The following is a 21,031-nucleotide window of genomic DNA, read 5'->3' as shown; positions in this document are numbered from 1 at the left end:
TCCGACGATTCCCTGCTCCACTGACGAGGATGCATCATGCCCAAGTACTTCGACCCGCATATCCATATGGTCAGCCGCACTACGGACGACTACCAGAACATGGCGGCCGCCGGCATCACCGGCGTCATCGAGCCAGCGTTCTGGCAAGGCCAGGCCAGGACCAGCGTCGGCAGCTTCATCGACTATTTCGACATGCTATTGGGTTGGGAACGCTTTCGCGCCAGCATGTTCGGCATCCACCACTTCTGCACCATCGGCCTGAACCCCAAGGAGGCCAACGACCTCTCGGTGGCCAATGAGGTGCTGGAGATTCTGCCACGCTACCTCGTGAAGGACGGCGTGGTGGCGGTGGGCGAGATCGGTTATGACGACATTACCCCGGAAGAAGATCGCTTCCTGGCCGCCCAGTTGGAACTGGCCAAGCAGTTCGCCCTGCCGGTACTGGTCCATACGCCGCACCGGGACAAGATCGGCGGCACCAGGCGCACCCTGGCGGTGATTCGCGAGGTCGGCATCGCCGAACACTTGGTGATCATCGATCATCTCAACGAACTGACCTTGCCGCTGGTGATGGAAACCGACTGTTGGCGCGGCCACTCCATCTACCCCAACACCAAGATGTCGGAGCAGCGCATGGTTGCGTTGCTCCAGCAATACGGCACGCAAAAGATGGTGGTCAACAGCGCCGCCGACTGGGGCATCAGCGACCCGCTCAAGGTGCCCAAGACCGGCGAAGCCATGCGCGCGGCCGGCTTCAGCGAGGCCCAGGTGGAACAGGTACTGTTCCATAACCCGGTGGATTTCTTTGCTCAGAGCGGCCAACTGGACAAGGCCCTGGTCGGTACACCGCTGCCCATCGATCAGCGCAAACAGTGGCAAGACAACTCAGCCCTGCGAGGCCAGGAACCGGTGATCAAATGACGGTCGCGACCGGTTGGCACGCCGCACAGCTCGGTTATTGCAGCAACGTGCACCCCACACCGGACCTGGCCACGCTACGCGCGTCCATCGCGGAGCATTTCCAGGCCGTTCGCAAGCTGCGCGGGCTCGACGAACAGGACAGCGGCCTGTGGATCAGCGCCCTCGCGGCGCGGGAGCTGCAACAGGCGTCGGCGCGTACGGACTTTCTCCACCTGCTGCAATGCAACGGGTTGCGCCTGACATCCCTTAACGGTTTTCCCTACGGCCAGTTTCATCAGGGCGCGGTGAAAGCCGGGGTCTATTTGCCCCACTGGGCCGATCCGCGACGACTGGAGTACAGCTTGAATCTGGCCCGGATCCTCGCCCAGGCGTTGCCATCGGATTGTGCCCAAGGGGTGATTTCCACCGTGCCCCTGGGCTATGCCGCCCACTGGAACGGCAACTTGCAGCAGCGTGCCGAGCATCAGTTGCGCCAGCTCACAGCCTCCCTCGCCCGACTCCACCTGGAGACGGGCAAGAAAATCGTGTTCTGCCTGGAAATGGAACCAGACTGTGTGCTGGAAAACACCGAGCAGGCCATCGCCTTCTTCCATCGCCTGCAGGCCAGGGACCCGCACTACGGCCATCTGGCGCTGTGTTTCGACGTCTGCCACCAGGCCGTGGTCTTCGAGGATTGCTATCAGTCATTGGACCGGCTGCGTCAGACCGGGGTGCCCGTTGGCAAGATCCAACTGTCCAACGCCCTGATCTGCCGCCTGCCCCAAGCCCTCGACCGGCGCGAACAGGTGCTCGACACCCTGGCGGACTTCGCTGAAACCACCTATCTGCACCAAGTGAAAGCCCAGGATGAGCAGGCGCGCTTACGAGCCTGGGCCGACCTGCCCATTGCCCTCGGCGATTACGCAGACCATCCGCAGCAACACGCCGAACTGAGAATCCATTTCCACATTCCGCTGTTCAGCGAACATTTGCTGCTGCCCGAGCTCAGCGGCAGCCAGGACGCCCTGTCACGAACCTTCGACTTTATTGCCGACCATGGGGATTTTCGCCCGGTCCTTGAGGTGGAGACTTACAGTTGGGGCGTGCTGCCTGCTTCCTTGCGCCCTGGCACCGTCCAGGCCCAGCTCCAGGGGATCGCCAGGGAACTGCACTGGGTCGAAGAGCAATTGCGCCACCGGCAACTCCTGCATCCCCAGGCATGGGAGGTGTACGCCAATGCACGCTGAGCGCCCTCGTCAACCGCTGCTGCTGATCAATGTGGTGGGGCTGACGCCGGCGCTGCTCGGTGCGGCGACGCCGCATATCAATGCCCTGTTGCAGACGGCCAGGATGGCCTACCTGCAACCGGTATTCCCGGCCGTCACGTCCACGGTGCAGGCCTCGATCCTCACCGGCCTGGCACCGTCGGCGCACGGCATCGTCGGCAATGGCTGGTACTTTCGCGACCAGGCCGAGGTGCGTTTCTGGCTGCAACCCAACACCCTGATCCAAGGCGAAAAAGTCTGGCATGCACTCAAGCGCCAGCTTCCGGGGTTTCGCTGCAGCCAATTGTTCTGGTGGTACAACATGTACGCGGACGTGGACGCCGCCATCACCCCACGTCCGCACTACCCGGCCGATGGTCGAAAAATGTTCGGCCTGTATTCGGCGCCGGCGACCTTGCACGAGCGTATCGAGCAGCAGATCGGCGAATTCCCGTTCCCGAGCTTCTGGGGCCCGGCGGCCGGCATCGCCTCGAGCCGCTGGATCGTCGATTGCGCCATTGCCGAATTCGGGATCAACCGACCCGACCTGCAATTGATCTACCTGCCGCACCTGGACTACAGCCTGCAACGCCTCGGCCCCGACGATCCGTCCATCGTCGATGAAGTCCGGGCCATCGACAGCGAAGTGGGTCGCCTGCTGGACTTTGCCCAGGCACAAGGCGCCGCGGTGATGCTGCTCTCCGAATACGGCATCGAAGCAGTCCATCAGTCGGTGTCCATCAACCGCCTGTTGCGCTCGGAGGGCTGGCTACAGGTTCGCCAATCCCTGAGCTGGGAACTGCTGGACCCAGGCGCCAGCGCGGCTTTTGCCGTGGCCGACCACCAGATCGCCCACGTTTACGTGCGACAGGCGCAGGACATTGCGCAGGTCAAGGCACTGTTACAGCGACAACCCGGCGTCGAGCAAGTGCTCGATAAAACCGAGCAGCGCGCCTGGCAACTGGATCACCCGCGCAGCGGTGAACTGGTGGCTGTCGCGGCGCCGGGCTACTGGTTCGATTACTACTACTGGCTCGACGACCGCAAGGCGCCGGATTTCGCCCGCACCGTGGACATCCATCGCAAGCCTGGCTACGACCCGCTGGAACTGTTCATCGACCCCGCCATTCGCTTCCCGAAACTGAAAGTGGCGCGCCGCCTGTTGCAGAAAAAACTCGGCTTTCGCTACTACATGGACCTGATTCCGCTGGACACCGGATTGATCCGCGGCAGTCATGGCCGCCTGCCAACCAGCGCGCAAACCGGCCCGCTGCTCATTACCAATTGTGATCTGCCGTTGCCCCAGCAACTTGCGACCACGGCGGTGAAGCAACTGCTCCTGGAACACTTCCTGGGGCGCTCTCCTACCGACACGGCCAATGCCAAGGAGCTTCCATGCGGCGAGCCATTTCCATAACCGTTCTCAGTGCCCTGGCCGGTTTGGCTCAGGCACAGGACACCAATAGCTTTGATTGCAGCAACTTCCTCACCTTCGGGCCAGACGTTGAGGCGACGCGTAAAGCGTTCAACCAAAGCCCCGAGACCATGGCCTGGAACTGGTTCGTCTGCCTGAACCAGGCCGGCACCAGGGGCTACAACCGCCAGTGGGAGTTGTTCAAGCCTTCCGACCAGGTCTATCTGGCCAACGGCGTCAACCCCGGTACGTATGACAGCCGCATGAGGCCACCGGGCGAGGTGCTCAGGCAAGCCAAAGCCCTGGGACTGGACCCGAACCGTCTCCTGCACAACCTCAATGCCACCCAGCAAGTCGACGGCCTGAGCCTGGAAATGGGCGGCGCCGTACCTGAGGCGCAACAAGGCCACGTTGTGCGCTTTCAACTGCTGATGGGCCAGGACACCTACGACTACATCGTCAAGAACAATGTCTACAACATGAATGGCCAGGACGCCCTGTCGAGCAACCTGAACTTTCCGGCTACCGCCTGGGAGCTGAAAGCCGCCTGGCTGTGGATCGGCGCGGACATGGACTACAAGAAGAGACTGGAAAGCGACGGCTACTACGTCGCCCAGGCCTACTACCCGGTGGGCACCGGGTACAAGGTCGGCTACGCGGCGTTGAGCGGCTTGCACGTGGTCAACAAGCTGAACGCCAACTGGGTCTGGACCACCTTCGAAAACGTCAACAACCCCAAGTACACCGTGACCAAAGGCCAGCCGTCCAAGCCAATGAAAAACAGCACCGGGCCGACATCGGCTGCCATACCGGTCAACGCCCAGTTCCAGACCAATAACCCGGCGCTGTCGAAGTACGAACTGATCGGCGTGGAATTCCAACCCATTACCCAGGTCCTGGCGAACTCGCAGTTGGAATCGGCATTCCAGGACACATCGTCCTGCCTGGCCTGCCACGGCACCGCCGCCTATTCGAAGAACGACGGTTACTTCAATTTCGCCATCCCGACCCAAGGCGGTCTCACCTACCCCACCACGCCACTGCCGGAGAAGGACTTCGCCGGCTACAACAAACTGGATTTTGTCTGGTCGCTCAAACGCGCCCAGTGGCAACGCTAAGGAGAGCACGACATGAGCGTATTGAATTTTCCTCGCATCTACCTCAACGGCGAGATGTTCTGGAACCCGCCGACGGCCAATAACAACGACCAGTTCCCGCTGTACGACGCGGTCAACATGGACATCAATTGGCCGTTTGTCGGCCACTTCGACATCACCCGCCACAACGCCCCGCACAAACTGATGCCGTGGGCTATCTCGCCCGTGCACATGGCCGACCTGCCCAGCTACGTGCTGCAGGTACCGGGCAATGCCAACAAGAAACACTACCCCTACATGCCGGCCGAATGGGATCTGTTCGGCGACAATGGCTGCGGCCTGGTGAACTATGGCCAGACCCGCTCGACTGTCATCGGCGGCGAATTGCAGGCCAATACCTACATCGAGCACGATGCACTGGTCGGCAAGAACTATCAGTTGCTCGGCAGCCCCCTGGGGAGCTCCGCCCCGACCGCGGCACGCTTCGTGGATATCAGCCCGTGGCAGAACACGTTCACCGCGTTGTATTTCGACAAACTGGTGTTGGGCGACTCATCCTGTGGCCTGATCCTCAATCGCAAGTACCGGATGATGGACCGCTTCCTGAACTTCAGTTGGGGAGCCCTGGGTGGCCTGGTGAATGTCAGCACCACCTGGCAGAGCTGCTTTCCCAAGGAGAACCTGGAATGGGCGAGCGGCAACTCGGCCCTGCTGACCAACCTCAAGCAGCAGATGGAGAGACAAGGGGCGCAGGGCCTGATGTTCCGGTTTTCCGTCTACCTGACCTGCTACGACAGGAACGGGGTGTTCAACGACTACCCGCAACGCCTCAACACCCGCTCCCATAACGTTCAGGACATCGATGCGGTAGGGAAGCTTTACAGAGAGGGCCTGAACAACGTCAACCAGATTTTCTTCAACCCCGCCTACAGCCGCACCTCGGCAGTCCTGGGGCTGTGGTTCGCCAACGAGTACCCCACCGCCCCCGCCGGGCTGCGCCTGGTGCCCAACCAGCCCGTATCGATGGTTCAACCAGGGCAGGATTCGCAAAGCGCGCAATTGGGCGTGATCTCGGCGCAGTTCACCGGCAACATCCTGTCGCTGGACCTGGGCAATACGTTTCCGTGCTATCCGGTGAATGACCAGGCCGACATTCTCGTTCCCGAGAAATTCAACTCCGGCGGCTACTTGCTGGGGGTCCGCAAGAACGGGCAATTCGTCGCGGCGGCCGGCTTCGGCTTCGAGCAATACCAGCAATCGGCCTTCGACAAACGTTCGGGCATCCTCGACCTCACGCTCAGCGCCGAAGCCAAGAACATATTGCAGTCCGGACCTCTGCTCCTGCAGCAGCGCAACCCGGCCCCGACCCCTTCGATAATGGCCGCCGGACAGCAATTGTGGACCGCCGAAGTGATCGAGAGCGGCAGTTTCATCGACGTCGGTGACCGCAAGACGCTGAGCATCATGGTGCAGAAAAACGGTCAGCCGGCCGCCAACACGACGTTGTATGTGGCGGAGTACGGCAACCCCTACATGGTAACCAGCAGCGATTATTACCTGGCGTTCAGTAATGCCGCCGACTTCACGCTGTTCTACGACAACCCGCCGGACCGCAACCAGAACACGGCCTGGCTTCCGCAATTCACCGACGCGCCTGCGGTTCCCCTCTATCGCAGCACCGGCAGCGGTCGCCGGCTGACCGACATCCAGGACGTGCCCCAACCCGTGGGCAACCCGGTCGGTTATCAGGATTTTCTCAAAGTCTCCGGTACGCCGATCGCCGTCAACCTGCGCCCCTGCCTGGTCTTCGACAAGGGCATCAATGGCACCGGTACACTGCAGGACAACAAGGCCAGCATCCATTACTCCTACGCCGTCATCACCACCAACGCCCAAGGTATCGCCCAGATAACCTGCCGGGCCGTGGCGCCGGGTTTCCCTACCTTGCGCTTCTTCGTGCAGGAGAATGACAAAAAACCGGTCATTCCCTTCAGCTTCCCACTCTCCCAGGCCTTTGTGGACTTCCTCGCGCCGATACGGGTGCTGCCCGTGGACATGCAGTTGCAACAGGATTTCATCAACACTTGGAACGGCATGTGCACCGCCACGGACGCTCCGGAAAAGATATGGAGCACGTTCATCTTTCCGAAAGTCCTGCAGACCTTCTATTACCTCTACCCAATCATGAACAAGTACATGCCGCTCGACTCCCGCACGCGCGTGGAAGGCGCCGTCGATCAGTTGATCATCTTGATCAGCAAGCCGAACCAGGAAGAAAGCACCCTCGCAATGCCCATCACCCGTGACCTGTCGCAAAGCCGCCGCGCCATACTGGAGCTGTGGGCCAAGCGTCTGGTGAAGCTCAACTTTCCGCCCAAGACGCTCTCGATGAGCGACTACAACAACCTTTGACGTTTCACGCAGGATTCCGGGTGGCGCGTCCGCCACCCGGCACTTCACAGGAGGTGTCCTATGAAAACCATCTTGAACCGGCTGTTGCTGTTGATCCTGCTGCTGAGCCCGCCGCTGTTCGCACAACAGGACAGCGGCGCCGTGTACTTCACCATGGGGGTACACAACACCCTGGGTTGTAACGAACAGAACGGCAATTGCATCGCCAAGCGCGCACCGGGTGATCCTTCCGATCCATTCTTCCCCGCGTTCTGGATCAGCGACTGGACCATGTACCGGGTGATGCACAACTACGAGAAGAACCCGCCGCCCTACAGCAATCCGCCCAGTACCCTCGTCCCGGCGGACTACACCGTGTCGCGCGGCACCAGCTACTACGACACGACTTACATCCCGGCCGATGGCGACGGCTTCGGCGCCATGATGGAACACTACGAGAAGTACTGCCTGCCGATCTTCCCGATCAAGAACAACAACTACACCTGTTCGTTCGTGTCGTTGGGCAATAAGGCGTACTTCCTGACCTACCCGCAGGACCGACCCAAGGACATGCCGGCCTGCTGCATGTTTTCGCCGATGAACCACCCGCCCCGGCAAGACTTCATCCAGCACCTGCCCTACAGCGCCGAGCGCAGCAAGCATCTCGATGGCAGCGTGCAGGCCTACGCCCTGGACGTTGACTCCCCTCAAGGCCCGATCCTGTTCGGCTACGCCTTCTACAAGAAAATGACCGGGCAACCGCCTTATCGGCATCCGCAATCGTTCTATTTCTCCGGTGATGCCAGCGTCGCCAATGCGCCCATCGTCAGCCAGAACTACACCAACTTCCGCATCGCCCGGCCGGACCCGGCCCAGACCTGGGCCCAGGTGGCCGCCATGTGCCCGGCGAACCCGCCGCCCTGCCAGTTGTTCGAGCCACCGGCGTCCCAGAGCAACGGCCAGAAAGCCCAATGGAACAAGCTCATGCAGCGCAAACCCTGATCAAGGACGAAGCCTCATCATGAACACTTCTCTTGGTTTCACCGCGATGCTACTCGGTGTCGTCAGCCTGCCGGCGTTCGCCCTGGCACCGTCTGAGCAGGCCATGCCGAAGACGACCACGACACTCAATTGCCAGCCCCCCACCACGGCGCCTGCCGCCAATGCCAGCCAGGACCTGTTCGATCAATACAGCTGGCAGATGTTCATCGCCTTGAACTGGCCGGCGCAGGACGGCCAGCGCGGCGACCCCGATTGCAACAAGCAACCCGGGGATCCCGGTTACACGGTCTGGCAGACCTACAAGACCGTGGAAGAAATCTTTCTGCCCCAGGGCGCCAATCCAGGCCCCTGGAATAGCCCGCAAAAAGCCAAGCGTCTGGGCATCATCAACATCGCCGCCCTGAAGAACAGCACCCAGGTGAACGCCGTCGACCAGGCCGTCGGCGGTTGGCTGATCGACCAGGCGGGCAACCCGACCTACTACGACATCTCGGCCAACGAAACCTCCTACGACTACATCGTCGACAACCAGTACTACAACGCCGATGTGGTCTCCAAGGCCAGTAACATCAACTTTCCCAACGGCGTCATCGAGGTCAAGTCGAGCTGGCGCATCCTTACCTCCAACGACAACGCCAGCCACTACCTGACCCAGATTGCCCAGGTGGCAACATTCGATGACCAGGGCAAGCGCAACGGTGTCACCGAGGCGTACCTGGGCCTGGTAGGGCTGCACATCATCACCAAGGTCAACGGGTACCCGCAGTGGATCTGGTCGACCTTCGAGCAGGTCGACAACGTGCCGCCCAAGGCGCTGTCGGGCGGTAAGTGGGTCGATCAGCCGGCCTCGGGCACGGCCTATTCCTACTTCAATGCCACCGCACCCGCCGACAGCCTCAACCAGTCTCCCTGCGACTGGCAGACCCAGGGGGCGCATCTGGTCTGCGTGCCCAAGGCCGGCACCACGTTTCAGACCCCGAACCCGTTGAACCGGGTCACCCCGATTGCCGACGTGACCAACGGCGTCAATGCCAACTACCAGTCCGATCCTGGCCTGCAAAAAAGCGTGCTCAAGTACTACCAGCTCATCACCACCCAGCGTCCGCTGATGCCCGACAACCCCAGCAACCCCTTGGGCCAGCCGACACCGGCACTCTCGGCCAACGTGACCATGGAGAGCTATATCCAGCCCAACAGCAGCTGCATGAATTGCCATTCCATGGCGACACCGGTCAAGAGTCCCTACAAGTCCGACTTTTCCTATCTGTTCAAATTCGCCAATTCGCCTGCCATCAAATCCATCAAGGACGAGGAATAGATCATGAGCATCCTGAACGGACCCCGACTGAATTTCTGGGGTGGCATCCGCACGGACGTCAGCCTGCCGAACAACTCCCCCACCATTCCCTACGACGGCAACGACGAGTGGCCGCTGTTCGATCTGACCACCTCGACCCTGGCGCCGGGTGCCCAGTCCTACACCGACGACCAGTTGAACGACATGATCAACGCTCCCAACGGTGACTACTACACTGCCGGCGGCTGGAATCACTACGGGCAACACGTCGTCGACATGCAAAACGCCCTGATCAGTTCCCAGGGCATACCGGGCAGCATCAGCACCACCGGCGACCTGGTGGGCCAGCCGGTGTACCTGCTCGGTTCGGTGGACCCGGTCACCGGCCAGGCGCCGGTGTCCGGCCCGATGATGGTGGACCTGGACCCCACCGGCACGACGACCACGCAGATCTTCGTCGGCGGCCTGCAGATAGGCGGCAACAGCGATATCCAGTTGCTGATCCACAGCAATACCGTGTGCAGCAGTTTCGACGTGGCCGGGCGTGTACTGCTGCCGGCGAAAATGGATGCGCCAGGCTCGTTCCACGCCAGCGGCACGTTCCAGCTCACCTTTCCCCTGAGCAGCATCGTCAGCTGGAACCAGAACAGCGCGGGCCTGCGCGCGATCATCCAGGCACCGGGGGCGACGGGCATCGTCCTGCGTTTCGTCATGTTCGAGATGTGCCCGACGATGACCACCGAACAACTGGACGCCGACTATGCCGCCGGCAAGTACACGCCCAACCCGAGTATCGGCCGGGTCATCGGCACACTGGCCCCGGCGTTCGCCGACGAACCGCTGAACTGCCAGCCCGGCCGGCAACTGGTCAACCAAAGCACGGGCGGTACTGGCTATGCCGAACTGGGCAGCAGCAACGGCTACCTGAGCATCGACATGGTCAACGTCATTCCGAAGGAGACGTTCAGGGCGGTACGGGACGACATCACCAGCCCCATCGGGCCCAATGCGAATTACGGCGCGGTCACCATCAGCGCCGGCACCACCACCCTGGCGACCCTGGCACCGACCAGCAGTTCGTTGTTGAACTACTACGTGTACGGCGGCATCGTCGACCTGCCCATGACCGCCAATCAGCAGCAGGCCGTGCGCACCAACGCTCTGGCAATCAACGCGCCCGACACGGTTGCCAAGACCACGCTGCAAGCCACCGAATCGACCTACCGGGTCTATGCCGACCAGCGCAACGTCTATCTGGACGACTACCCCAACGGCCTGTCGATCACCCTGCAGGTCCGCTACCTGGGCGGCCCCGTGACCAGCACCACCGAAATCGGTCTGCAAGCGGCACCCTCTGCGGTGTATACGGATCCGCAATATTGGGACTTCCTCGACTTCCCCGACTCGCTCACGGTCGACAGCGGCCAGCTATCGGTCAGCTTCCCCGTCACCCTGAAACCGGGCAGCGCCGCCCAGGCCGGTTTCGTCGCCCTGACCTGCACGGCCAACGGCCTTGCGAGCGGTGCCTGCTTCACCAACTTTCGCAAGTACGCCCAGACCGATTTCGGCATCCCCAAGGGCACCACCATCACCTGGCCGCTGATGTACCCCAATGTCCTGCGCTTTCACTACCTGGCCTTCCCCGCCATGTCGCGCTATATCCCGCTGAACCAGCCCGACGCAATCATGGGCGCCAAGAACCCCATCCTGGCCCGAACCTCCGATGCCTACAAAGGCACCACCCTGTTCATGCCCGTGGTGCGCTCGATGTCGCCTTGCCAGCGGGCGCTGCTGAGGGCCTATCTCACCGGTGAACCGTGGCAACCGCCGCAGTAATCGAGCGCCCTTTTTCACGACGGAGAGAAGCCTCATGCCCATCCAGATCCCTGCGCAGCCCAGCGAAAACCTGCGCCCGAGCACGATCATCGCCGAAGGCCTGTTGAACCCTCGCGGTGTCTGCGTACAGGCCGATGGCAGCCTGCTGCTGGCGGAAGCCGGTACCGGCCTGCCGGAACAGACCTTCAGCGGCCGCATCAGTCGACTGCGTCCAGCCCCCCACCAGCCCGGCACCTACCTGCCCCGCGAAACCCTGGCAGACGGTTTTCGCGCCATGAACATGCAAGTTCGCATGCTGCGCGATGAAATCATGGGGCTGTCGGACATCGCCTGCGGTGACGGGCGTTGCCTCGCCAGCCTGACCGACTACGTCGAGGGATCGAAATTGCTGGACCTGCAATACACACCCCCCGAGCCGGTATTTCGCAGCCGGGGCAATCTGAACGCGCTGTGTTATCACCCCACTCGCCGCAGTTGGCTGGCCGTCAAACCCGATACCAACCAGTTGGTGGAGTTCATTGCCGGCCAGGACGAACGCATGTTGGCCCAGTTGCCTGAATTGGCTCAGGGTCAGGAAGCCGTGCCCGTGACCCTGGTGTACGAACCGGCGACAGACGCGGTACTGATCAGCCTGTTCTCCGGCGAACTGCACGGCGACCCGAGCCGCAAGGGCATCGACTTTGCCGACCGGGCCGGCCAGGTCATTCGGGTCTACCCCGACACTGGGCAGATCGAGCGGCTGATCAGCGGCTTGCAACTGCCCACGGGCGTGGCGCTCTGTCCGACAGGAAACGTGCTGGTGCTGGAACTCTGCGACCACCTGCAACAACCCCTGCTGCCCGACTGGAACGGCGAGGTCCGGCATGGCGGCTTCACCCGGTTCTCGGGCCGGTTGCTGAGCTGCAACCTGCAGACAGCCCAAGTCAACGTGCTCGCCCGGAACCTCGATACCCCGTCCAACCTGTGTGTAGTGCCGGGCGCCGTGCTGGTGAGCGAAGGCATGGGCCTGACCGGAAGGCCGTTGCCCACGCCAGACAATCAAATCGTCCCACTGAGCGGCAGGCTGCGCCGGGTATCGCTCTGATCGACAGTCGATCGAATCATGGCGCCCACCGCGTGAAGACATAATCGTGGTTCTGCACGCGTGCCTGATGGCAGGCAAAGCAGGTCTGGTGCTGGGCCTCGTCGGCGGGTTTGCCGTCGATGAAGCGACCGAAGCCCCAGCCACCGGTTGATGCGTATTTGCTCGAATCCTTGACCATCACCTGGACGGTGGTGGCCGCGCCGGGAATGGAGGCCGGCTCGAATTCCGGCGACTGGACATGTTTCCAGGCCAGCTTTACCAGTACCGTGCCCTCCGGGAACGGCTGCGTAGACGCCTGATAAGCCTTGACCGCCCGATCATTGCCCAACACGGCCCGGAGCTCGTTCAGGGGCGCCGCCTCCTGCGCCGGTGCGATCAACGCCCATTGGCGATAGCCTTCGGGCAGCTTCACACCATAGATCGGTGAGGCATCGTTGCCGCCCGAGTCGCCCAGGGCAACTCCGGCAAAGGCCGCCAGGGTGGCGGCCAGCAAGGTCAGGTATCGGTTTTTCATCGCTGCTCTCCCTTCACGGTCACTCACAGGTGATCGGCGTCGATCACCGCCTGAGCGAAAGCCTGCGGGGCTTCCTGCGGCAGGTTGTGGCCGATGCCTCCGGTGATCAGGCGATACTCGTACTTGCCGGTAAAGCGCTTGGCATAGGCCTCGGCAGGCGGGTGCGGCGCCCCGTTGGCATCGCCTTCAAGGGTGATGGTCGGCACGCCGATGGACGGGAATGTCGCCAGTTTTTTCTCCAGGGCCTCGTAACGGGCTTCCCCCTTGACCAGGTCCAGGCGCCAGCGATAGTTGAAAAGGGTGATGGCGGCGTGATCGGGGTTCTGCAACGCGGCAGCGCTTCGGTCGTAAGTGGCGTCATCGAAGTTCCACTTGGGCGAGGCGAGTTTCCAGATCAACTTGGCGAAGTCATGGGTGTTTTTCTCATAGCCCAGACGGCCACGCTCTGTCGCGAAGTAGAACTGATACCACCACTGCAGCTCGGCGGCCGGTGGCAAAGGCGCCTTGCCCGCTTCCTGGCTGCCGATCAGATAACCACTGACGGCAACCAGCGCCTTCACACGCTCAGGCCACAATGCGGCGACAATGTCGGCCGTGCGCGCGCCCCAGTCATAACCGCCCAGCACGGCCTGTTTGATGTTCAGCGCGTCCATGAAGTCGATCAGATCCTTGGCGAGCGCGGCGGGCTGTCCGTTGCGAACGGTCTTGGCCGACAGAAAGCGCGTATCGCCATAACCGCGGGCGTACGGAATCAGCACTCGGTAGCCTTTTTCCGCCAGTGCCGGCGCCACGTCGGTGTAACTGTGAATGTCGTAAGGCCAGCCGTGCAGCAGGATCACCACCGGCCCGTCGACAGGGCCGACCTCGGCATAGGAAACCTCCAGCAGCCCCGCCTTGACATGCTTCAACGGTCCGAACGAAGTGTGACTGCCCGGCGTAATGGCGCCGACGGCACTTGCCGGCACTTCAGCAGCGTTTGCTTGCGACGAAGCAGCCCCCAGGGCGCCCAGTTGCAACAAGGCAACCGCCAGGACAGAGGGCGCGAGCAGCCGAAGGCGCGGTGAAGAGGTTGGGTTCAACAGAGTCGTGGCCATGGTGAATCTCCCTTGGGTACGGCAGGTAGCGGTTCGAAATGTGAGATCGGTTGGAAGCGGTTTGCCAACGGATTTGCCCGAGGCGAGACGGCCCTGCGCTGTCTCGATGGGGTCATTTAATGCCGGGGAGGTATCGCGGATGTGTCACGGCGGCCTGTTTTGGAAACAGTCCGTATCGACGTGGGGTTCTGATACACAGAGATACAAAGTGATCGAGGAGTTTCCCGGGGCCATTGCAGCCCCGGGAGATCGGATGCCCTGTCAGGTGAGGTCCGACAGCGCCTTCACACGTGCCAACACGACCTGCAGGGGATGCAGCACCGTTGCGCCCTCCTGGCGCTTGACCTGGCTACGGCAGGAATACCCATCGGCAACGACTCGTCCCGTCCGGTTGAGCCGCTGGATGAGCGGTTTCCAGGACTGCCCGTAGATCGTGTCCGAAGTCGTGGCATTGCGTGCTTCGTGACCGTAGGTCCCCGACATGCCGCAGCAGCCACTGGCCGGGACCTGAAGGGCCAGTCCCATGCGCTCGAATATCTTCTGCCACAACGCGACACTGCCTGGCTCGTTGGTCTTTTCCGTGCAATGGGGAAGGAACTGGTAAGGCTCATCCGTCTGCGCGGCCTGCGTGTGCGGCATTGCACTGGCCAGCCACTCTTGCGCGAGCAGGACCCGAGGCGCCACGTCACCCGCGGCCTTGGTGTATTCCTGTCGATAGACCAGGGTCATCGCCGGATCGAGTCCCACCAATGGAATCCGGTAGTGCTGCAGGCTCGACAACGTCTGCCCGTTGAAGTGGGCGGCCTTTTCGAACGCCTTGAGGAAACCCTGTACCTGAAGCGGCTTGCCGTTGGGTGCGTACGGGGCCAGGTAGACCTTGTAGCCAAGCCGAGCAATCAATTCCAGCCAGTCAACCAGCAACGGGGTTTCAAAGAAGCGCGTGAAGGCATCCTGGACGAGGATGACGCTTTTCTCTCGCTGCTCGTCTGACAGCGCGGCCAGACGTTCAGGCGTTGCGGCCTCCACGCCCCATGTCCGGCAAGCGGCCGTGAAATCCACCAGGCTGAGCAGCGGGCTGTCGACCATCCCAGCCGCCCGTTCGAGCAACCAGCGAACCGGCCGCGCACTCATGACGAAATTGTAGAGGCGCGGCGTCCTGGCGAGGTAGGGAACCGTATATTCCAGGGAGCCGATCAGGTAGTCCTTCAAGGGACGCAGGTACCGGCTGTGATACAGCTCCAGGAAACGCGAACGAAACTCCGGCACGTTCACCTTGACCGGGCATTGACCCGCGCAGGATTTACAGGCCAGGCACCCCGCCATCGCCTCATAGACTTCGTGGGAGAAATCCTGCTGGCCCAACTTATGCGACAGGCTGTTGATCGCGCGGCGGGCAATATTCCAGGGCGCGGCGGCCCGCAGCCGATCGCTCGCAGCGAGGACATCGACGCCCTCAAGCCCCTGTCGCCTCAGCCATTCACGTATCAACGACGCCCGGCCTTTCGGCGAGTGGACCCGATTGCGCGTGGCCTTCCATGACGGGCACATGGCGTCATCGGGATCAAAGTTGTAGCAGGCGCCGTTGCCGTTGCAATGCACTGCCGCGTCATAGCTTTTCCAGACGCGCTCGTCGATCGTACGGTCCAGGTCGCCGCGCAGCTGCACTTCGTCGACCCGTGTCAGTCGAGCATCGGGGACCGTTGCGGGCGTGGCGATCTTGCCCGGGTTCAGTTGATTGCCGGGGTCGAACGCCGCCTTCAACGTCTGCAAGGACGGATACAGGTCGCCGAAATAGTCCGGCACATACTGCGACCGCAAGCCCTTGCCATGTTCCCCCCACAACAGCCCACCGTATTTTTGAGTCAGGGCCGCGACCGCATCGGAAACAGGTTGAATCAGTGCTGCCTGGGCAGGATCCTTCATGTCCAGGATCGGGCGCACGTGCAAGACACCGGCGTCGACGTGACCGAACATGCCGTATTGCAAGCCATGGCTGTCCAGGAGCGCTCGAAATTCAAGGATGAAATCCGCCAGGTTTTCGGGAGGTACAGCGGTGTCTTCGACGAACGGCTGTGGCCTGGCCTCTCCCTTGACGTTGCCCAACAAGCCCACTGCGCGCTTGCGCATCGCGTAGACGCGCTTCAGCGCATCGGCTCCGATGGCCAGCGTGTGGCCCAGGCGCACCACGGAGGTATCGCGCTGCAAATGTTGCACGAACTCATGGACACGCTGCTGGAGAATCTCTTCATCGTCGGCGCTGAATTCAATGAGGTTGATTCCCAGCGTCGGCCTGGCGGGGTCTTCAGGGAAGTACTCCGCGACGCCATGCCAGACGATATCGTTCATCGCCAGCATCAGTACCTTGGAGTCCACGGTCTCGATCGACAGCGGCTTCATCTCCATCAGCGCCTTCGCGTCTCGCAAGGCATCCATGAACCCCGCGTAGCGCACGTTCACCAGGATGGAATATTTGGGGATGGGCAGGACGTTCAGTTTTGCCTCGACGATAAAGCCGAGTGACCCTTCGGAACCGCAGAGCACGCTATTGAGGTTGAAGCGCCCGTCCGGTTCACGCAGGTGGGCCAGGTCATAGCCCGTCAGGCAGCGATTGAGTTTCGGGAAGGTGCTCTCGATCAGCTCAGCCTGGGTGTCGGCGATGTCCAGAGCGCATTGGTAGACCTGCGCGACCCGATCACCGCGACTGGCCAGTTCGGACAATTGCTGCGCATCGACAGGCGAGCTGGTGAAGCAGGCGCCGCCCAGCAGCACCGTCGACAACTCAAGGACGTGATCGCGCGTCTTGCCGTAGGTACAGCTTCCCTGACCACTGGCATCGGTATTGATCATCCCGCCGATGGTGGCGCGATTCGACGTCGACAGTTCTGGCGCGAAGAACAGCCCATGGGGTTTGAGCGCCGCGTTCAATTGGTCCTTGACCACGCCGCTCTGCACCCTGACCCAGCGCTCTTCGACGTTGATGTCCAGAATGTTGTTCAAATGACGGGAAAGGTCGACCACCACACCGTCGGTGAGGGACTGCCCGTTGGTGCCCGTTCCGCCACCTCGAGGCGTGAGCACCACCTGGCGGTACTCGGGCTGATCAGCCAGGCGCGACAGGCACTGCACGTCTTCTACATCGAGCGGAAACACCGCCGCCTGGGGCAGGCGCTGGTAAATGGAGTTGTCGGTTGCCAATACCGTCCGGTCGCCAAGGTGGCGGGCAATCTCGCCGCGGAACCCCGCCTTTTCGAGGGCGTTTAAAAAAGCGTCATAGGTCGCTTCCTGGGGGGAAGAAGGCGCTAACCGGGCAATCATGATGGGATTCCTGCAGGCTAAAAGCTAATCTATGCATTCTCGTTACGCATGCTCGGGACACGGTACGTTTAACGGACGCATTTGGTTTTGCCAATTCTTGCGTCTATACGTCCTTGGAACAAACGTAATTCCTGCCGTTTTTGCATGAGCTTTATGAATGAATCCAAGAAGATTGACGCCTTCGATGTCGCTGTTGGTTGCCTTTGAGGCCGCCGCTCGCCATGGCAGTTTCACCAAGGCCGCCGAAGAACTGGCATTGACCCAGAGCGCCGTCAGCCGCCAGGTTCAAACCCTGGAGGCACAGCTCGACATCGAACTCTTCAGGCGTGAGGGCCGCAAGATCGAACTGACAGCGGCCGGGGCGCTCTATCAGCACGAATTGACGGCAGCGCTGGGGCGCATTCGAAGCGCAACATTGCAAGCCATTTCATACCGGAACGACGGGGGCCCCTTGAACCTGGCAGTGCTGCCGACACTGGGTTCGAAATGGCTGTTGCCCAGGATGCATGAGTTCTACGCCAGGCATCCCGGCCTGCTGGTTCACATCCATTCCAGAATCATCCGCGAAGACGTCCAGGCGTCCACCCAGGACATGAACGCGATTATCTGCGCAGGCTCCGGCGAATGGCCCGGCTACATCTCGCACAGGCTGTTCACGGAAAAACTGGTGGTTATTGCCAGCCCCTCGGCGCTGCCCGGATACCGCACGCTGTCACCCGAGGATATTGCCGGGCAGGTGCTGCTCAATGTCGTCTCAAGGCCCAGCGTCTGGCCGGACTGGTTCGAGGCCCATGGCCTCGACCACCGGCACATGAGATCCGGTCCCGGCTTCGAGCTCACGGCTCACTTGATCCAGGCCGTGTCCGCGGGCATCGGCATCGGACTGATCCCGCACATTCTGGTGCAGGACGAATTGAAAAGTGGTGAGCTGGTCACGGTGTCCGAACCGATGGAAAGTGGACGCAGCTACTTCCTCGCCTACCCGACCCGCTACCAGCACCTGCCTTCACTGAAAGCCTTCAGTCAATGGCTGCTGTCGCTGCCGTTTCCGGATCAATGACCCCTGCGGCCGCGCAAAAAAAAATGGACCTCTTTTCAGAGGTCCATTTTTTCACGGCCAGGAACGAGAAACGAGATTCGCCTGGTCAGGGAATCTCAAGCGTCTCAGTTCCAGGGGCGATCTCCGTGCTCATCCTTGATGCGGGTCGGCAGGCCCATGACGTCCAGCGCCTTGAGGAAAGCTTCGGCGGGCAGCTCCTCGACGTTGACCATGCGTTGCACGTCCCACTCGCCACGGGCAACCAGCAAGGCGGCGGCCACCGGCGGTACGCCTGCGGTATAGGAAATGCCCTGACTGTCGGTTTCCGCGTAGGCTTCTTCGTGGTCGGCCACGTTGTAGATGAACACTTCGCGCGGCTTGCCATCCTTGGTGCCCTTGACCAGATCACCGATGCAGGTCTTGCCGGTATAGCCGGGGGCGAGAGAGCTTGGGTCAGGCAGCACGGCCTTGACCACTTTCAGCGGTACGACTTCCAGCCCTTCGGCTGTCTTGACCGGCTGCTCGGAAAGCAGGCCGAGGTTCTTGAGCACGGTGAAGACATTGATGTAGTGCTCGCCGAAGCTCATCCAGAAACGCACGTTGGGCACGCCGAGGTTCTTCGACAGCGAGTGCACTTCATCGTGGCCGGTCAGGTAGAGATTCTGCGATCCCACGACCGGCAGGTCATCGGTACGCTTGACCTCGAACATCGTATTGCTGGTCCACTGGCTGTTCTGCCAGCTCCATACTTGTCCGGTGAACTCACGGAAATTGATTTCCGGGTCGAAATTGGTGGCGAAATACTTACCATGGGAACCGGCGTTGACGTCCAGGATGTCGATCGAATCGATCTGGTCGAAATACTGTTGTTGCGCCAGCGCCGCGTAGGCGTTGACCACACCCGGATCGAAACCCGCGCCGAGAATGGCCGTAATGTTCTTCTGTTGGCATTCTTCGAGGTGCTTCCACTCGTAGTTGCCATACCAGGGCGGCGTCTCGCAGATCTTGCCCGGTTCTTCGTGAATGGCGGTGTCCAGATAGGCCGCGCCGGTATCGATGCAGGCACGCAGCACCGACATGTTGAGAAAAGCGGAGCCGACGTTGATGACGATCTGCGATTCGGTCTCGCGGATCAGCGCCTTGGTCGCCTCGATGTCCAGGGCGTTCAGTGCGAAAGCCTTGATTTCAGCGGGTTGTTTGAGGCTACCCTTGGCCTTGACGCTGTCGATGATGGCCTGGCATTTGGAGATGTTGCGCGACGCGATAGCAATACGACCGAGTTCGTCGTTGTGCTGCGCGCACTTGTGGGCCACCACCTTGGCGACACCTCCTGCACCAATGATAAGGACGTTCTTCTTCAATTTTTTCAATTCTCCTTTGCGCCAGTTACGAGAGGCTGGACAGATAATCTTCGAACCCAAATTCACGAACCACTTCGACGCTACCGTCGAGTTGTTTCACTACGATGGATGGCATTTTCAAACCGTTGAACCAGTTTTTCTTGACCATGGTGTAACCCGCCGCGTCAATGAACGACAGCCGATCGCCGATGGCCAGCGGACGATCGAATTGGTATTCGCCGAAAATGTCTCCGGCCAGGCACGACTTGCCGCAAACCATGTACGTGTGCTCGCCTTCGCTGGGCGCCAGCTTGGCGTTCAGGCGGTAGATCAGCAGATCGAGCATGTGCGCCTCAATGGAGCTGTCCACGACGGCCAGGTGCTTGCCGTTGTAAAGGGTATCGAGCACGGTGACTTCCAGCGAAGCGCTCTGGGTGATCGCCGCCTCGCCCGGTTCCAGGTAGACCTGCACGCCGTACTTTTCGGAGAACGCCTTGAGGCGCGCGCAGAATGCGTCCAGGGCATAACCCTCGCCGGTGAAATGGATGCCGCCGCCCAGGCTGACCCACTCGACCTTATGCAACAGATGACCGAAGCGTTCCTCGATAGTGCCCAGCATCTGGTCGAACAGGCCGAAATCGCCGTTCTCGCAGTTGTTGTGGAACATGAAGCCGGAGATTTGCTCGATCACCGCCTCGACCTTGACCGGGTCCCACTCGCCCAGGCGACTGAAAGGACGTGCCGGGTCGGCCAGCAGGTAATCGGAGCTGCTCACTTGCGGGTTGACCCGCAGGCCGCGCACTTTGTCTGCGCAAGCATCCGCGTGACGCTGCAACTGGCTGATGGAGTTGAAAATGATCTTGTCGCAGTTTTCGATCATTTCCTCGATTTCATCGTCGGCCCAGGCCACGCTGTAGGCATGGGTCTCGCCAACGAATTTCTGGCGACCGAGTTTGAGCTCGTACAGCGACGAGGACGTGGTGCCGTCCATGTACTGCTGCATCAGGTCGAACACCGACCAGGTGGCGAAACATTTGAGCGCCAGCAAGGCCTTGGCCCCGGACTGCTCGCGCACGTAGGCGATCTTCTGCATGTTCGCCAGCAGTTTTTGCTTGTCGATGAGGTAGTACGGTGTCTTGATCATTTCGAGGCCCCCGGCAAGGCCAGCCAAAAAAGGATGCGCATTGTGCCTTCACTGGCCACAGATCGAAAGTGCAGCTTGCCGGATCGATGCGAAACACCCGCCAGGCGCCCCTGGCACCCTCGTTCGCCAAAGCGCTGTCCAGCCGTCCTGCAGGCGGTTTTGGCGAAAAAAAATGCCACTCATCGAGTGCAATGCTGTTCACTTAAGCGGAGCAGCATTGCGATCCACGGGATACCGGGTTTTTGACATCTTCACCGCCCTGGGCCTCGCCGGTCTGGGGCGTTTTGTTATGAACAGCA

General features: G+C 61.2%; 15 protein-coding genes. 10 read left to right on the top strand and 5 right to left on the bottom strand.

The genetic code is table 11. The features are described 5' to 3' along the window. The first annotated feature begins 36 nt into the window (after positions 1-36). Genes EGM97_RS20935 through EGM97_RS20895 form a run of 9 tightly spaced genes read left to right on the top strand, consistent with a single transcriptional unit; the run spans position 37 to position 12,286 of the window. Complete coding sequence (locus EGM97_RS20935) at positions 37-921, top strand: TatD family hydrolase (RefSeq protein WP_238963067.1); 885 nt, start codon at positions 37-39, stop codon at positions 919-921. Then, positions 918-2,147, top strand: a complete 1,230-nt coding sequence (eboE, locus tag EGM97_RS20930) for a metabolite traffic protein EboE (protein WP_238963066.1) — start codon at positions 918-920, stop codon at positions 2,145-2,147. Before EGM97_RS20935 ends, eboE begins: the two co-directional genes overlap by 4 nt. Continuing rightward, positions 2,137-3,582, top strand: a complete 1,446-nt coding sequence (locus EGM97_RS20925) for an alkaline phosphatase family protein (protein ID WP_238963065.1) — start codon at positions 2,137-2,139, stop codon at positions 3,580-3,582. The genes eboE and EGM97_RS20925 overlap by 11 nt, the downstream gene beginning before the upstream one ends. Beyond that, on the top strand, positions 3,561-4,697 hold the full coding sequence (locus EGM97_RS20920) for a hypothetical protein (protein ID WP_238963064.1): 1,137 nt from the start codon (positions 3,561-3,563) through the stop codon (positions 4,695-4,697). Before EGM97_RS20925 ends, EGM97_RS20920 begins: the two co-directional genes overlap by 22 nt. A gap of 12 nt (positions 4,698-4,709) precedes the next feature. Further along, a complete protein-coding gene (locus EGM97_RS20915; RefSeq protein WP_238963063.1) occupies positions 4,710-7,088 on the top strand; it encodes a hypothetical protein in 2,379 nt (792 codons plus the stop codon). A gap of 60 nt (positions 7,089-7,148) precedes the next feature. Continuing rightward, the gene (locus tag EGM97_RS20910; RefSeq protein WP_238963062.1) at positions 7,149-8,069 is read left to right on the top strand and encodes a hypothetical protein; all 921 of its coding nucleotides are present in this window, start codon (positions 7,149-7,151) and stop codon (positions 8,067-8,069) included. Between the two features lie 19 nt (positions 8,070-8,088). Further along, positions 8,089-9,387 (top strand): hypothetical protein, encoded by a 1,299-nt coding sequence (locus EGM97_RS20905; RefSeq protein ID WP_238963061.1) that lies wholly within the window; start codon positions 8,089-8,091, stop codon positions 9,385-9,387. 3 nt (positions 9,388-9,390) lie between these two features. Further along, entirely contained in the window at positions 9,391-11,202 is a 1,812-nt protein-coding gene (locus EGM97_RS20900; RefSeq protein WP_238963060.1) for a hypothetical protein, read from the top strand. A 34-nt stretch (positions 11,203-11,236) separates the two neighbouring features. Further along, on the top strand, positions 11,237-12,286 hold the full coding sequence (locus tag EGM97_RS20895) for a hypothetical protein (RefSeq protein WP_238963059.1): 1,050 nt from the start codon (positions 11,237-11,239) through the stop codon (positions 12,284-12,286). A gap of 16 nt (positions 12,287-12,302) precedes the next feature. Here the strand turns inward: EGM97_RS20895 and EGM97_RS20890 are convergent, their stop codons facing one another. The 3 genes from EGM97_RS20890 to ydiJ form a co-directional block, all read right to left on the bottom strand. Next, a complete protein-coding gene (locus tag EGM97_RS20890) occupies positions 12,303-12,800 on the bottom strand; it encodes a cytochrome P460 family protein (RefSeq protein WP_238963058.1) in 498 nt (165 codons plus the stop codon). A 23-nt stretch (positions 12,801-12,823) separates the two neighbouring features. After that, positions 12,824-13,894: an alpha/beta fold hydrolase gene (locus EGM97_RS20885; RefSeq protein WP_238963057.1), complete on the bottom strand. Its 1,071-nt coding sequence runs from the start codon at positions 13,892-13,894 to the stop codon at positions 12,824-12,826. A 261-nt stretch (positions 13,895-14,155) separates the two neighbouring features. Beyond that, positions 14,156-17,209, bottom strand: coding sequence for a D-2-hydroxyglutarate dehydrogenase YdiJ (gene ydiJ, locus EGM97_RS20880; protein WP_238963056.1), 3,054 nt, complete (start codon positions 17,207-17,209; stop codon positions 14,156-14,158). A gap of 157 nt (positions 17,210-17,366) precedes the next feature. Here ydiJ and EGM97_RS20875 point away from each other — a divergent pair, with 157 nt between their 5' ends. Next, entirely contained in the window at positions 17,367-18,269 is a 903-nt protein-coding gene (locus tag EGM97_RS20875) for a LysR substrate-binding domain-containing protein (protein ID WP_238963055.1), read from the top strand. Between the two features lie 104 nt (positions 18,270-18,373). On the opposite strand, the gene EGM97_RS20870 is transcribed toward EGM97_RS20875, so the two are convergent. Together EGM97_RS20870 and nspC are read right to left on the bottom strand one after the other, a co-directional pair. Continuing rightward, positions 18,374-19,609, bottom strand: a complete 1,236-nt coding sequence (locus EGM97_RS20870) for a saccharopine dehydrogenase family protein (RefSeq protein ID WP_053153919.1) — start codon at positions 19,607-19,609, stop codon at positions 18,374-18,376. A gap of 25 nt (positions 19,610-19,634) precedes the next feature. Then, positions 19,635-20,732: a carboxynorspermidine decarboxylase gene (gene nspC, locus EGM97_RS20865; RefSeq protein WP_238963054.1), complete on the bottom strand. Its 1,098-nt coding sequence runs from the start codon at positions 20,730-20,732 to the stop codon at positions 19,635-19,637. Between the last annotated feature and the right edge of the window lie 299 nt (positions 20,733-21,031).

This window comes from Pseudomonas sp. AF32 (assembly GCF_022342325.2).
GTDB lineage: Bacteria > Pseudomonadota > Gammaproteobacteria > Pseudomonadales > Pseudomonadaceae > Aquipseudomonas > Aquipseudomonas uvaldensis.
This window is presented reverse-complemented; position numbering and strand designations above follow the sequence as displayed.